A 12,165-nucleotide genomic window follows, 5' to 3' on the forward strand; every position below is an offset into this window, starting at 1 on the left:
TTATGCTTTGGATTTTGGATTAACTTATTTAGCAAAAAATCCCCCTGATATTGTTATTTTTATTGATGCTGATTGTGATGTTTCCCCTGAGAGTATTAAAAATTTAACCCAAAAGGCGATCGCTTTTCAAAAGCCAATACAAGGATTATACTTGATGAAACAACCTTCCGAATCATCAGTAAAACAACAAATTTCAAGTTTTGCTTTTAAAGTCAAAAATTTAGTACGTCCCTTGGGCTTATATAATATTAAACAACCCTGTTTATTAATGGGTACAGGAATGGCTTTTCCTTGGCAAGTAATTCAAAAAGCGAATTTAGCTAGTAGTCATATTGTCGAAGATATGAAATTAGGGTTAGATTTAGCTATCGCTGGTTACTCTCCTTTGTTTTGCCTTGATGCTAAAGTCACGGGATATTTGCCTGAAAAAAAAGAAGCCGCTACCTCTCAACGCACTCGCTGGGAACATGGACATTTACAAACAGCATTATCATATATTCCTTTATTAATAAAAGAAAGTATCAGACAAAAAAAATTTAATTTATTGATTATTGCCTTAGATTTATCAATCCCCCCCTTATCCCTTTTCGTTTTTATTTGGTTAACTTTCACCTTAATTTCTTTAGGAATATTACTTTTAAATCTTAGTTATCTTCCTTTTTTACTCTCATTCATTGCCGGATTAATGATTTTTAGTGCAATTTTTCTAGCATGGGCTAAATTTGGCAAAGAAGATTTATCTCTTATAACTTTAATCAAAGTGCCTTTATATATCCTTTGGAAAATACCTTTATATATTAAATTCTTGTTTAAACGAGAAAAACAATGGATACGCACCCAAAGGGATAGTTAAACCTCAAAAACAATGAAAATAGCCTATTTAATTAATCAATATCCCAAAGTAAGTCATAGTTTTATTCGTCGAGAAATACAACAACTAGAAAAACAAGGTTTACAAATTCAAAGATATTCTATCCGTTATAGTGAAGATGAATTAGTCGATAGGGAAGATAAACAGGAGTTAGAAAAAACTCAATTTATTCTTAAGGTTGGTATTGCAGGATTATTAATAAATGTTTTCAAAATGTTTATTGTTAACCCTGTTAACTTTATTCAGGCTTTCATTTTAACCCTTAAAATTGGCTACGGCTCAGATCGAGGTATTGTGCGTAATTTAGCTTATTTAGCTGAGGCTTGTGTTTTATTATTTTTGTTATAAATAGAGCAAATAAAGCATATTCACGCTCATTTTGGGACTAATTCAACTACCGTTGCTATGCTAATAAGTATATTGGATAATTTCACTTATAGTTTTACTATCCATGGCCCCGAAGAATTTGATAAACCAATGGGGATCGCACTACCAGAGAAAATAAAAAGAGCGACATTTGTGGTGACAATTAGTAGTTATGGAAAAAGTCAAGTTTATCGTTGGTGTGACTATCGAGAATGGAGTAAAATTCACATTATTCATTGTGGTTTAGATGAAAAATTTATTCAAGCCGAAATTTCATCGATACCTAAAGAAAATCGTTTAGTGTGTGTAGGCAGACTTTGCCCTGAAAAAGCACAACTATTATTATTACAAGCAATAGGTATATTAAAAGCAAAAGGAATAGATTGTCAGTTAGTTTTAGTAGGAGATGGAGAATTAAGACAAGAAATCAAGAAATTAGCTGAAAAATTAGACATAAAAAACCAAATTGAGATTACTGGTTGGGCGAGTAGCGATGAAGTTATACAACAAATTTCTCAAGCCAAATTAATGGTAATGCCTAGTTTTGCTGAAGGTTTACCAGTAGTTATTATGGAATCTTTAGCATTAGGCACACCAGTTATTAGTACTTATGTTGCAGGAATACCTGAATTAGTAGTAAATGGTGAATCTGGCAGGTTAATTCCGGCCGGAGATATAGAGGCTTTAACAGAAGCCATAGAATCTGCCTTAAATTTACCCATAGAAAAATTAGTACAAATGGGAAAAAAAGGCAAGGAAAAAGTCCAAAAAAATCATGATATAGAAAAAGAAGCCAAAAAATTAGTTAATTTATACCTAGCAATTCTCTAATTTAGTACTTTTGTAAAAACATTATAAAATATAGTAATTTGACGTAAGATAAAAAAATTCATCTAATTAACATCTAACTTAATCTTAAACTCTTATTTTTATATAGTTTTTAATCTGTAATATATTATTATGTTAATTTATACTACATAAATTTTAAGAAAGTTAGATGTCTTCTTACTTATTTTTTTAAATTTGACTTAAAGAACGGCAAAATGTCTTAAAATTCAGCAAAATTTGAGCAAAGATTAACTTGTAAGAAGAGTGAAAGTTGGTGAAACAAATATGATGTAAAGGATTTAGAAAACGAGTACGAAGGGACTTGAACCCCCGACACCCAGAACCGGAATCTGGTGCTCTATCCAACTGAGCTACGCACCCATCATCTTTCACCATAACATAATTTTATGATCTAAGCAAATTTTCCATCAAGTTAATTACTCTTATTACCAAATTACAAATGATGATGATGGATGATGATCACAGAATTATTACTTATGACTTACTCAATTTTGGTTACATCCATCGGTAAATAATTAATTGCCTGTTGCTTTATGCACCATTGATGATCTATAATGGGTGTTGGTGACTAAAAGTACAAAAATTAGCCTCCCAAAGATACTGAAATAATCTGACCACCAGTCGATATTTTAAGTCTGTTCAGGAAAATAAGGCTATTACTAATCTTTAAGTCTAGGTTAGTAGTTATAGTAACTGTCTGCTTAATTAACCAAAAATGACGGAGTTAGTAAATAAGTCTAACTTAAAAACATAACTCCATATTATTGTGCAGACTATTTTCAGTCAGAAAGAACTACCTTTCTCTGAATACAATCGTGTTGTTTAGCAATTTAGAGGGACAGATCCCGTGAGCTTAGGCGTACTCGGTACAAAACTAGGCATGACCACTATTTTTGATCCAGCCACAGGTAACGCAATTCCTGTTACTGTAGTTCAAGCAGGTCCATGTCGAGTAACTCAAATCAAAACCAAAGAAATTGACGGTTATATAGCCGTTCAACTCGGATACGGTGAAATTCCAGATCGCAAACGTACTTTAAATACTAAAGAGCCTAAAGAAGTTAATAAATACTTATCTAGTCCTGAATATGGACATTTAAGTACGAAAGGACTTCCAGCTTTACGCCACTTAAAAGAATATCGTCTCGAAGATGTTAGTTCCTTTGAAATTGGACAAACCATCGGGGCAGATTTATTTGAAGAAGGTGCATTAGTGGATGTAGGTGGGAAAACCATCGGAAGAGGCTTTGCTGGTTATCAAAAACGTCATAACTTCAAAAGAGGTAATATGACTCACGGTTCTAAAAACCATCGTTTACCTGGTTCTACAGGTGCTGGGACAACTCCCGGACGTGTTTACCCAGGAAAAAGAATGGCAGGACGTTATGGTAACAGTAATGTTAAAATCCGTAAACTAACTATCGTTAAAGTTGATGCTGAACGTAATTTGTTACTTATTAAAGGAGCAATTCCGGGTAAATCTGGTAATTTAGTTAGTATTACTCCCGCCTTAATCGTAGGTCAAAAGTAAGTTAGCTAACAGTTAGGAAAAACGAAATTTCATTTTTTAAAATTATGGTTAATTGTGTAGTCAAAAATTGGCAAGGGGAACAAATCGGAGAAACTACTTTAGAACTACCTGTTGCTAAAGAAGAAAATGCCGAACATATTGTTCATCGTGCCTTAGTTCGTCAACTACATAATCAGCGTCAAGGTACAGCGTCCACAAAAACCAGAGCCGAGGTTCGTGGTGGAGGTCGTAAACCTTGGAGGCAAAAAGGTACAGGTAGAGCTAGAGCCGGTTCTATTCGTTCTCCTTTATGGCGTGGCGGTGGTGTTATTTTTGGACCAAAACCCAAGGATTACAACATCAAAATGAATCGTAAAGAGAGAAGATTAGCTTTAAGAACCGCTTTTATTAGTCGTGTTGAAGATCTTATTGTCGTCGAAAACTTTGGAGATCAACTTACTACCCCTAAAACAAAGGAAGTGGTAAGCGCATTAACTCGTTGGGGTGTAACTCCTGAGCAAAAAGTTCTCTTAATTGTAACTGATCCCATTGCTGAAAATCTCTATTTATCTGTTCGTAATTTGCCTTATGTCAAACTTCTTAAACATGATTGTTTAAATATTTATGACATTTTAAACGCTGATCAAATTGTAGCTACCTCTGAAGCTATTACCAAAATACAGGAGGTTTATTGTGGCGAATAGTAGATACGGAAAAACAACTAAAGTCAGAAAAACTACAGCAGAATTAGCAGATCTTGTTATTCGTCCTATTGTTACCGAAAAGGCAACTTATTTAATGGAAGATAACAAATATACTTTTGAAGTAGTAAAACCTGCGACTAAGCCCGAAATTAGAGCGGCCATAGAAAGTTTATTTGAAGTAAAAGTGGTTAAAGTAAATACTATGAATCAACCCCGTAAAAAACGTCGTGTTGGTCAAAGTATCGGTTATAAACCTCAATACAAAAAAGCAATCGTAACCCTAGCTCCAGGAGATTCTCTCCAAAGTACATTTTTCCCTGATTTATAATCTTTCAAGATTCACAGGAAATTACTCACAGAAAACTGATAGTTATTAACTAAATTATGGGTGTTCGTACATATAGACCATATACACCAGGCAGAAGACAAGCGGTAAGTGCAGATTTTGCAGAAATCACAAAAAGCACTCCAGAAAAGTCTCTGACAAAATACGTTCATCGTAAAAAAGGACGTAATAACAGAGGTGTAATTACCAGTCGTCACCGTGGCGGCGGACACAAAAAACTTTATCGGATTATCGACTTCAAAAGAGATAAAAGAGATATTAAAGCTGAAGTAATTGCCATCGAATACGATCCTAACCGTAACGCTCGTATTGCCCTCGTGCAGTATGAAGACGGCGAAAAAAGGTATATTCTAGCCCCAGCCGGTCTTCAAGTAGGTGCTACTATTATTGCAAGTGCGGAAGCTCCTTACGAAATTGGGAATGCTTTACCTTTAGAAAAAATCCCTCTTGGTACTGAAATTCATAATATCGAACTCACGAAAGGAAAAGGCGGTCAAATTGTTCGTGCTGCTGGTGGTTTTGCTCAATTAATGGCAAAAGACGGTAATTATGTAACTCTGAAGCTACCTTCAAAAGAGGTACGGATGATTCGTAAAGAATGTTATGCTACCATCGGTCGAGTAGGAAATATCGAAGCCAGAAATCTCAAACTCGGAAAAGCTGGTAAGACTCGCCATTTAGGTATCAGACCTCATGTTAGAGGAAGTGCTATGAACCCTGTAGATCACCCCCATGGTGGTGGTGAAGGTCGCGCTCCTATAGGTCGTTCTGGACCTGTTTCTCCTTGGGGTCAACCAGCTCTAGGTAAGAAAACTCGTAAGAAGAAAAAACTCAGTAGCAAATACATCGTTCGTCGTCGTAATGCCAATAAAGGTAAATAAGGCAACGAGATTTTAACCGCATTAATAAGGAAAATTTATGAGTCGTTCACTGAAAAAAGGACCATTTATAGCGGATAGCCTTCTCACCAAAATTGAAAAATTAAACAATAAAGGTGAGAAACAAGTGGTTAAAACTTGGTCTCGTGCTTCCACTATCATCCCCCAAATGATCGGTCATACTATCGCCGTTCATAATGGTCGTCAACACGTTCCTATCTTTGTCACTGAGCAAATGGTAGGTCATAAGTTAGGGGAATTTGCTCCCACTCGTACCTTCCGAGGTCATGCTAAAAGTGATAAAAAGGCAAGAAGGTAACTTCTGGTAGTCGAAATTTTCGGTTTTATTTCTCGCCTCGCTGTGCAAAGACGCAAAGAGAACGCAAAAAAACCAAATACTATATTTTCTCTACCCGTTATTAATTATCCAATAACATATCATGCCTAAAACAAAAGAAAAACCAGAGGTTGATACCTCTCAAGAAGTAAAAGCGATCGCTCGTTATATCAGAATGTCACCCTCAAAAGTGAGACGGGTTTTAGATCAAATTCGGGGGCGTAGTTACAGAGAAGCATTAATTATTCTCGAATTTATGCCCTATCGTGCTTGTGAACCCATCATCAAGGTTCTCCGTTCTGCTGTCGCTAATGCTGAACATAACCAAGGTTTAGCTCCCTCTAGTTTAGTGATTAGTACAGCCTTTGCTGATGGTGGACCTACTTTAAAGCGCTTCCGCCCCAGAGCTCAAGGTCGTGCTTATCAAATTCGTAAACGCACTTGTCATATTACAGTGGCAGTCGCTCCCACGGTATAGTTAACCATGAAAAAGGAACAACAAAAATAACATGGGACAAAAAGTACATCCAATTGGTTTTCGTTTAGGTATCACTAAGGAACACTCTTCTTGTTGGTATGCTGATCCAAAATTTTATCCCCAACTTCTTCAAGAAGATCGCAAGATTCGTCAATACATTGAGAAAAATCTCGGTAATGCTAGTATTGCTGAAATTAAAATTGATCGTAAAGCAGATCAAATTGACCTCTCTATCCATACCGCTAGACCAGGTGTAGTGGTGGGTAAAGGTGGTCAAGGTATTGAAAAATTACGCACCGATTTACAAGCTCTGCTCAAAAATCAACGTCAATTTAGAGTCAATGTTATTGAAGTAGCTAATGTTGATGCTAATGCCGCTCTGATGGCTGAATTTATTACCTCTCAATTAGAAAGACGAGTATCTTTTCGTAGAGTTGTTAGACAAGCCATTCAAAGAGCACAAAAAGCTGAAGTGTTAGGCATCAAAATTCAAGTTAGTGGTCGCCTCAATGGTGCAGAAATTGCCCGTACTGAGTGGATTCGTGAAGGTCGTGTACCTCTCCATACTCTTAGAGCCGATATTGATTATTCCTACAAAACCGCTAGTACTATTTACGGTATTTTAGGTATTAAAGTTTGGATCTTCAAGGGTGAAATTATCCCCGGAGAAGAAGATTTGAGAGCCAATACTAAGGCTAAACAAGGACGTAAAAAACCTCGTCGTCAAAAATTTGAAGATCGCTCTGAGTAGTGAACAAAGGATTAAATGAAGAGGTAAACAAAGGAATAGACACAAGATAATCTTATTTCTAACAAGGAATTTAAACCTCTTGCTAATTCCCAATTCCTAATTCCTAATTCCTAATTCACTATTAACTATTAACTATTACTAGAAACTATGTTAAGTCCAAGAAGAACGAAATTCCGCAAACAACATCGGGGAAGAATGACTGGTAACGCCTACCGAGGTAACTCTATTAATTTCGGAGATTTTGGTCTTCAAGCCATTGAACCTTGTTGGATTACCGCTCGTCAAATTGAAGCGGCTAGACGGGCAATCACTCGTTATGTCCGTAGAGGTGGAAAAATCTGGATTCGCATTTTCCCTGATAAACCCGTTACCCAGCGTCCAGCTGAAACCCGTATGGGATCTGGTAAAGGTAATCCTGAATTTTGGGTAGCAGTAGTTAAACCTGGCAGAATTATGTTTGAAATTGCCGGGATTCCTGAAGCTACCGCCCGAGAGGCTATGCGTTTAGCGGCTCAAAAACTCCCCATCAAAACCAAATTTATCACTAGATCGGAGGAATATTAAGTCTCTATGGCACTCACGAAAGTTGCAGAAGCAAGAAAATTAAACGATGAAGAATTAGCTGCAGAAATTGTCACTGCAAAACAAAAGCTATTTCAACTTAGATTGCAAAAAACTACTGGACGTTTAGAAAAACCCCACCAGTTTAAGCACACAAAACACTGGATCGCTCAATTATTAACCGTACAAGGCGAAAGAGCAAGATCCGCTACCACTACTCAACCATAAGGAGTATTAATTCATGGCAGTTAAAGAAAGAGTAGGCGTAGTCGTTAGCAATAAAATGGATAAAACCGCCGTTGTTGCTGTCGAAAATCGCTCTCCTCACCCCAAATACGGCAAAATTGTCGTTAAAACCAAAAAATATAAAGCACACGATCCCGAAAATCAATGTAAAGAAGGCGATCGCGTCAGAATCAGAGAAACTCGCCCTTTAAGCAAAACTAAACGTTGGGAATTAGCAGAAATTCTGATTACCAAAGTAGTTGCTATTTAAGAAGGAACTCGATGTATGGTTTCCTTTATACCACAATCAACTAATTAATTAACTAGAATGATTCAACAACAAAGTTACCTAAATGTAGCCGATAACAGTGGTGCTCGTAAAATTATGTGCCTACGGGTTTTATCTACTGGTAACTGTACTTACGGAGGCATCGGAGACGTAATTATTGCTGTAGTTAAAGATGCAATTCCTAACATGACAGTAAAAAAATCCGACATCGTAAGAGCAGTAATCGTACGCACGAAGCAATCTTTACGCCGAGATAGTGGCATGACAATTCGTTTTGATGATAACGCCGCCGTCATTATCAATAAAGATAACAACCCCAGAGGCACTCGTGTTTTTGGTCCTGTGGCTCGTGAATTACGAGATAGAAACTTTACTAAAATTATCTCTCTCGCACCGGAGGTACTCTAAACCATGAGATCATTAAAAAAGAAAAAGCCTATTATTGGAAGATCTAAAATGCACGTCAAAAAAGGTGACACTGTGCAAATTATTTCTGGCAAAGATAAGGGTAAAGTCGGAGAAATTCTCCAAGCTATTCCTAAAGACAGCACCGTGATTGTCAAAGGTGTTAACATCAGAACTAAACACATTAAGCCTAGGCAAGAAGGTGAAAGTGGCCAGATTAGTACCTTTGAAGCTCCTATTCATAGCTGTAAAGTTATGCTCTACTCAGAAAAAGAAAAAGTAGCTAGTCGTATTAACTATGTACTAACTGAGGAAGGCAAAAAGGTTAGAAAACTCAAAAAAACTGGCGAGATTATTGATTAACTGACGGTGGTAATTTTCACTGTACAACGGTTAATTTCATACCCATTAGTAAACACTTCCTATGTCAAGACTAAAAACTTATTACCAAGAAACTATTACGGCTAAACTTAAAGAGCAATTTGGTTACACTAACGTTCATCAGATACCCAAAGTAGTCAAAATTGTAATTAATAGAGGTTTAGGAGAAGCATCACAGAATGCTAAAGCACTGGAGTCATCTCTGAGTGAACTAGCTGTGATTACCGGACAAAAACCTGTTGTTACCCGTGCAAAAAAAGCCATCGCTGGTTTTAAAATTCGTCAAGGAATGCCTGTCGGAGCAATGGTGACTTTGAGATCTGATAAAATGTATTCCTTTTTAGAGCGTCTCATTAGCCTTGCTTTGCCCCGCATTCGTGACTTTCGTGGCGTTAGCCCTAAAAGTTTTGATGGCAGAGGCAACTATAGCTTGGGAGTACGGGAACAGTTAATTTTCCCTGAAATCAGCTATGAAAGTATCGATCAACTTCGTGGCTTTGATATTTCTATCATTACCAGTGCTAACACTGACGAAGAAGGACGAGCTTTGCTCAAAGAAATGGGAATGCCCTTTCGTGACAAATAAATTAAGGTAACAGAGGAAAAGAAGAAAGAATGCCAGCACACGACACTATTTCAGATATGCTGACTCGTATTCGCAACGCTTGTGCAGTACGTCACTCCACAGTGAATATTCCTAGCACTCGGATGACTCGCAGTATTGCTGAGGTACTCAAAAGCGAAGGTTTTATCACTGGTTATGAAGAAATCGGCGAAGGAGTTAAAAAAAATATCGTAGTTTCCCTTAAGTATAAAGGTAGAAACCGTCAACCTATTATCCAAAATATCCGCCGAGTTAGTACCCCCGGTTTGAGGGTATATAGTAAGAAAAAAGACTTACCTAGAGTATTAGGTGGCATCGGCGTTGCTATTGTTTCTACTTCCCACGGCATTATGACTGATCGAGAAGCCCGAAAACAAAACATCGGTGGTGAAGTTCTTTGTTACATCTGGTAAGAATTGAGAATTGAGAGTTTCAGAAGTATTAATAATTCTACATTCTAAATTTCCTACCTCCTTCACTATTAATTATCCATTATCAATTAAAATCATGTCTCGTATTGGAAAACTTCCTATAACTATACCTGCAAAGGTAGATATAAAAATTGATGGACAACAAGTAATTGTTACAGGTCCAAAAGGTAACTTATCTCGAGACTTGCCTTCTTTAATTACCATAGTTCAAGAAGGACAAGAACTTCTCGTCACCCGGGAGAATGATTCTCGTAAAGCCAAAGAAAGACACGGCTTATGTCGTACTTTAGTCGCCAATATGGTTAATGGTGTTAATCAAGGCTTTGAGAAAAAATTAGAAATTCAAGGAGTTGGTTATCGAGCCCAAGCTCAAGGTTCAAAATTAACTCTTAACGTTGGTTATAGTAAACCAGTAGAAATAGAAATGCCCCAAGGAATTAACGTAGTAACTAATACTAATACCGAAGTGATAATTTCTGGTATAGACAAAGAATTAGTCGGTAACGTTGCTGCAAAAATTCGTGCTGTTCGTCCTCCTGAAGTCTATAAAGGAAAAGGTATTCGCTATGCTGGGGAATTTGTCAGACGTAAAGTAGGTAAATCAGGGAAGAAATAATTATGACCATTAATCGTAAAGATCTCGTACAACGTCGTCATTTGCGCATTCGGAAAAAAGTAGCTGGAACGGCTGATCGCCCTCGTTTAGCCGTGTTTCGCTCTAATTTTCATATCTACGCTCAAATCATTGATGATGTAGCTCAACATACTTTAGTATCTGCCTCCACTGTGGATAAAGAACTAAAACAAAAATTGACTACTACTTCTAATTGTGATGCTTCTGCGGAAGTTGGCAAATTAGTGGCTCAAAGAGCATTGTCTAAAGGTATTGAAAAAGTAGTATTCGATCGTGGTGGCAATCTCTATCACGGACGAGTTAAAGCTTTAGCTGATGCCGCTCGTGAAACTGGTCTTAACTTCTAAGAGGAACATATTATGGCAAAAGAACGAGAACAACAAGAACGCAAAGGCGGGAAACAAAGAAAGCAACGTAAAGAGAAAAAAGATAACACTTGGCAAGAAAGAGTTGTCCAAATCCGCCGAGTTAGCAAAGTAGTTAAAGGTGGTAAAAAACTTAGTTTCAGAGCTATCGTTGTGGTAGGGAATGAAAAAGGACAGGTTGGTGTTGGAGTAGGTAAAGCAGGGGATGTTATTAACGCTGTGCGTAAAGCTGTTACAGACGCTAAAAAACATCTCATTTCTATCAACATTAACAAAGCTAATTCTATTACCCATGTCAGTAGTGGTACAGCAGGTGGTGCAAAAGTATTTATGCGTCCTGCTGCTCAAGGTACTGGGGTAATTGCTGGGGGTGCAGTGCGTACCGTCTTAGAATTAGCCGGAATTAAAAATATCTTAGCGAAGCAACAAGGCTCTAATAATCCTTTAAATAACGCCAGAGCAGCCGTTAATGCCCTAGGGCAGATTCGTAGTTTCTCTCAAGTTGCAAAAGACAGAGATATTCCTTTAGAACAAATTTATTCATAAGAGATCAAATTAATTCCATCATCACTATGAAACTTCATCAATTAGCCCCTAAACCTACATCTAAAAAACGTCGTCGCCGTATCGGTAGAGGTATTTCTGCCGGTCAAGGTGCTAGTGGCGGTTTTGGGATGAGAGGACAGAAATCTCGTTCCGGTACTGGTACAAAACCGGGTTTTGAAGGTGGACAAATGCCCCTTTACCGACGTGTCCCGAAGTTAAAACACTTTACACTCATCAATCACAAAGAATTTACAATCATCAATGTTGAGAAACTAGCTACTTTAGCTCCTAATACTGAAGTAACTTTAGAATCTTTGATGGCGGTAGGTATTGTTACTGCTAATGATGGCCCTTTAAAAATTCTTGGTAACGGTGAGTTAGGTGTTCCTCTTCACATTAAAGCCGCTGGTTGGAGTAAATCTGCCCAAGGCAAAATTGAAGCAGTTGGCGGTACGATCGTCAGTACTTAACGACAAAATGATCAAGACAATAACGGTTAATTAGTGTCAAGATATTACTAATTAGAGTTTTTGTTAGAGATAGGATTCAGGAAAGATGAGGAAATGAACAGATAAAAAACTAAGGAAATGATCAATCTTATTTTCATTCCTAATTCTTAATTTCTCATTCCTAA

The 12,165-nt window shown here is 37.2% G+C and carries 21 protein-coding genes and 1 tRNA gene; 21 read left to right on the top strand and 1 reads right to left on the bottom strand.

Annotation, left to right across the window (positions count from 1 at the left end):
- From FWJ34_RS02145 to FWJ34_RS02155, 3 genes are all read left to right on the top strand, one after another.
- On the top strand, positions 1-853 hold an 853-nt coding region (locus FWJ34_RS02145; protein WP_308253688.1), incomplete at its 5' end, for a glycosyltransferase family 2 protein.
- Between the two features lie 12 nt (positions 854-865).
- Positions 866-1,219: a hypothetical protein gene (locus tag FWJ34_RS02150; protein WP_308253689.1), complete on the top strand. Its 354-nt coding sequence runs from the start codon at positions 866-868 to the stop codon at positions 1,217-1,219.
- Positions 1,220-1,276: 57 nt separating this feature from the next.
- Positions 1,277-2,068, top strand: a complete 792-nt coding sequence (locus tag FWJ34_RS02155; RefSeq protein WP_308253690.1) for a glycosyltransferase family 4 protein — start codon at positions 1,277-1,279, stop codon at positions 2,066-2,068.
- Positions 2,069-2,372: 304 nt separating this feature from the next.
- Here the strand turns inward: FWJ34_RS02155 and FWJ34_RS02160 are convergent.
- Positions 2,373-2,446, bottom strand: a tRNA-Arg gene (locus tag FWJ34_RS02160).
- Between the two features lie 487 nt (positions 2,447-2,933).
- Between FWJ34_RS02160 and rplC the strand changes: the two genes are divergently transcribed.
- The 18 genes from rplC (at position 2,934) to rplO (ending at position 12,001) form a co-directional block, all read left to right on the top strand.
- Entirely contained in the window at positions 2,934-3,617 is a 684-nt protein-coding gene (gene rplC / locus FWJ34_RS02165; RefSeq protein ID WP_308253691.1) for a 50S ribosomal protein L3, read from the top strand.
- Positions 3,618-3,661: 44 nt separating this feature from the next.
- Entirely contained in the window at positions 3,662-4,300 is a 639-nt protein-coding gene (gene rplD / locus FWJ34_RS02170; protein WP_308253692.1) for a 50S ribosomal protein L4, read from the top strand.
- Complete coding sequence (locus tag FWJ34_RS02175) at positions 4,290-4,628, top strand: 50S ribosomal protein L23 (protein WP_308253693.1); 339 nt, start codon at positions 4,290-4,292, stop codon at positions 4,626-4,628. The genes rplD and FWJ34_RS02175 overlap by 11 nt, the downstream gene beginning before the upstream one ends.
- 56 nt (positions 4,629-4,684) lie before the next feature.
- Entirely contained in the window at positions 4,685-5,527 is an 843-nt protein-coding gene (rplB, locus tag FWJ34_RS02180) for a 50S ribosomal protein L2 (protein ID WP_308253694.1), read from the top strand.
- 37 nt (positions 5,528-5,564) lie between these two features.
- Entirely contained in the window at positions 5,565-5,843 is a 279-nt protein-coding gene (gene rpsS / locus FWJ34_RS02185; protein WP_066344209.1) for a 30S ribosomal protein S19, read from the top strand.
- Between the two features lie 121 nt (positions 5,844-5,964).
- Positions 5,965-6,339, top strand: coding sequence for a 50S ribosomal protein L22 (gene rplV / locus FWJ34_RS02190; protein WP_308253695.1), 375 nt, complete (start codon positions 5,965-5,967; stop codon positions 6,337-6,339).
- A 31-nt stretch (positions 6,340-6,370) separates the two neighbouring features.
- Entirely contained in the window at positions 6,371-7,090 is a 720-nt protein-coding gene (gene rpsC / locus FWJ34_RS02195; RefSeq protein WP_308253696.1) for a 30S ribosomal protein S3, read from the top strand.
- 147 nt (positions 7,091-7,237) lie between these two features.
- A complete protein-coding gene (gene rplP / locus FWJ34_RS02200; RefSeq protein ID WP_308253697.1) occupies positions 7,238-7,654 on the top strand; it encodes a 50S ribosomal protein L16 in 417 nt (138 codons plus the stop codon).
- A gap of 6 nt (positions 7,655-7,660) precedes the next feature.
- Entirely contained in the window at positions 7,661-7,879 is a 219-nt protein-coding gene (gene rpmC / locus FWJ34_RS02205; RefSeq protein WP_308253698.1) for a 50S ribosomal protein L29, read from the top strand.
- A gap of 13 nt (positions 7,880-7,892) precedes the next feature.
- The gene (rpsQ, locus tag FWJ34_RS02210) at positions 7,893-8,147 is read left to right on the top strand and encodes a 30S ribosomal protein S17 (RefSeq protein WP_308253699.1); all 255 of its coding nucleotides are present in this window, start codon (positions 7,893-7,895) and stop codon (positions 8,145-8,147) included.
- Positions 8,148-8,204: 57 nt separating this feature from the next.
- Positions 8,205-8,573, top strand: coding sequence for a 50S ribosomal protein L14 (rplN, locus tag FWJ34_RS02215; RefSeq protein WP_308253700.1), 369 nt, complete (start codon positions 8,205-8,207; stop codon positions 8,571-8,573).
- A gap of 3 nt (positions 8,574-8,576) precedes the next feature.
- A complete protein-coding gene (gene rplX / locus FWJ34_RS02220; RefSeq protein ID WP_308253701.1) occupies positions 8,577-8,933 on the top strand; it encodes a 50S ribosomal protein L24 in 357 nt (118 codons plus the stop codon).
- A 61-nt stretch (positions 8,934-8,994) separates the two neighbouring features.
- Complete coding sequence (gene rplE / locus FWJ34_RS02225) at positions 8,995-9,537, top strand: 50S ribosomal protein L5 (protein ID WP_308253702.1); 543 nt, start codon at positions 8,995-8,997, stop codon at positions 9,535-9,537.
- Positions 9,538-9,566: 29 nt separating this feature from the next.
- Positions 9,567-9,968, top strand: a complete 402-nt coding sequence (rpsH, locus tag FWJ34_RS02230; protein WP_308253703.1) for a 30S ribosomal protein S8 — start codon at positions 9,567-9,569, stop codon at positions 9,966-9,968.
- A gap of 94 nt (positions 9,969-10,062) precedes the next feature.
- On the top strand, positions 10,063-10,602 hold the full coding sequence (gene rplF, locus FWJ34_RS02235) for a 50S ribosomal protein L6 (protein WP_308253704.1): 540 nt from the start codon (positions 10,063-10,065) through the stop codon (positions 10,600-10,602).
- 2 nt (positions 10,603-10,604) lie between these two features.
- Positions 10,605-10,967 carry a 50S ribosomal protein L18 gene (gene rplR, locus FWJ34_RS02240; RefSeq protein ID WP_308253705.1) on the top strand — a complete coding sequence of 121 codons (363 nt, stop codon included), beginning with the start codon at positions 10,605-10,607 and terminating at the stop codon, positions 10,965-10,967.
- 12 nt (positions 10,968-10,979) lie between these two features.
- Positions 10,980-11,531 (top strand): 30S ribosomal protein S5, encoded by a 552-nt coding sequence (gene rpsE, locus FWJ34_RS02245; RefSeq protein WP_308253706.1) that lies wholly within the window; start codon positions 10,980-10,982, stop codon positions 11,529-11,531.
- A 26-nt stretch (positions 11,532-11,557) separates the two neighbouring features.
- Positions 11,558-12,001, top strand: a complete 444-nt coding sequence (gene rplO / locus FWJ34_RS02250) for a 50S ribosomal protein L15 (protein ID WP_308253707.1) — start codon at positions 11,558-11,560, stop codon at positions 11,999-12,001.
- Positions 12,002-12,165 lie beyond the last annotated feature (164 nt).

The organism is Geminocystis sp. GBBB08, from assembly GCF_016743215.1.
Taxonomy (GTDB): domain Bacteria; phylum Cyanobacteriota; class Cyanobacteriia; order Cyanobacteriales; family Cyanobacteriaceae; genus Geminocystis.

What these genes read in the sequence shown, in the direction of transcription:
- FWJ34_RS02150 (WP_308253689.1), top strand. Translation starts at nt 866, where the DNA reads ATGAAAATAGCCTATTTAATTAATCAATATCCCAAAGTAAGTCATAGT.
- FWJ34_RS02155 (WP_308253690.1), top strand. Translation starts at nt 1,277, where the DNA reads ATGCTAATAAGTATATTGGATAATTTCACTTATAGTTTTACTATCCAT.
- rplD (WP_308253692.1), top strand. Translation starts at nt 3,662, where the DNA reads ATGGTTAATTGTGTAGTCAAAAATTGGCAAGGGGAACAAATCGGAGAA.
- rplB (WP_308253694.1), top strand. Translation starts at nt 4,685, where the DNA reads ATGGGTGTTCGTACATATAGACCATATACACCAGGCAGAAGACAAGCG.
- rpsS (WP_066344209.1), top strand. Translation starts at nt 5,565, where the DNA reads ATGAGTCGTTCACTGAAAAAAGGACCATTTATAGCGGATAGCCTTCTC.
- rplV (WP_308253695.1), top strand. Translation starts at nt 5,965, where the DNA reads ATGCCTAAAACAAAAGAAAAACCAGAGGTTGATACCTCTCAAGAAGTA.
- rpsC (WP_308253696.1), top strand. Translation starts at nt 6,371, where the DNA reads ATGGGACAAAAAGTACATCCAATTGGTTTTCGTTTAGGTATCACTAAG.
- rplP (WP_308253697.1), top strand. Translation starts at nt 7,238, where the DNA reads ATGTTAAGTCCAAGAAGAACGAAATTCCGCAAACAACATCGGGGAAGA.
- rpmC (WP_308253698.1), top strand. Translation starts at nt 7,661, where the DNA reads ATGGCACTCACGAAAGTTGCAGAAGCAAGAAAATTAAACGATGAAGAA.
- rpsQ (WP_308253699.1), top strand. Translation starts at nt 7,893, where the DNA reads ATGGCAGTTAAAGAAAGAGTAGGCGTAGTCGTTAGCAATAAAATGGAT.
- rplN (WP_308253700.1), top strand. Translation starts at nt 8,205, where the DNA reads ATGATTCAACAACAAAGTTACCTAAATGTAGCCGATAACAGTGGTGCT.
- rplX (WP_308253701.1), top strand. Translation starts at nt 8,577, where the DNA reads ATGAGATCATTAAAAAAGAAAAAGCCTATTATTGGAAGATCTAAAATG.
- rplE (WP_308253702.1), top strand. Translation starts at nt 8,995, where the DNA reads ATGTCAAGACTAAAAACTTATTACCAAGAAACTATTACGGCTAAACTT.
- rpsH (WP_308253703.1), top strand. Translation starts at nt 9,567, where the DNA reads ATGCCAGCACACGACACTATTTCAGATATGCTGACTCGTATTCGCAAC.
- rplF (WP_308253704.1), top strand. Translation starts at nt 10,063, where the DNA reads ATGTCTCGTATTGGAAAACTTCCTATAACTATACCTGCAAAGGTAGAT.
- rplR (WP_308253705.1), top strand. Translation starts at nt 10,605, where the DNA reads ATGACCATTAATCGTAAAGATCTCGTACAACGTCGTCATTTGCGCATT.
- rpsE (WP_308253706.1), top strand. Translation starts at nt 10,980, where the DNA reads ATGGCAAAAGAACGAGAACAACAAGAACGCAAAGGCGGGAAACAAAGA.
- rplO (WP_308253707.1), top strand. Translation starts at nt 11,558, where the DNA reads ATGAAACTTCATCAATTAGCCCCTAAACCTACATCTAAAAAACGTCGT.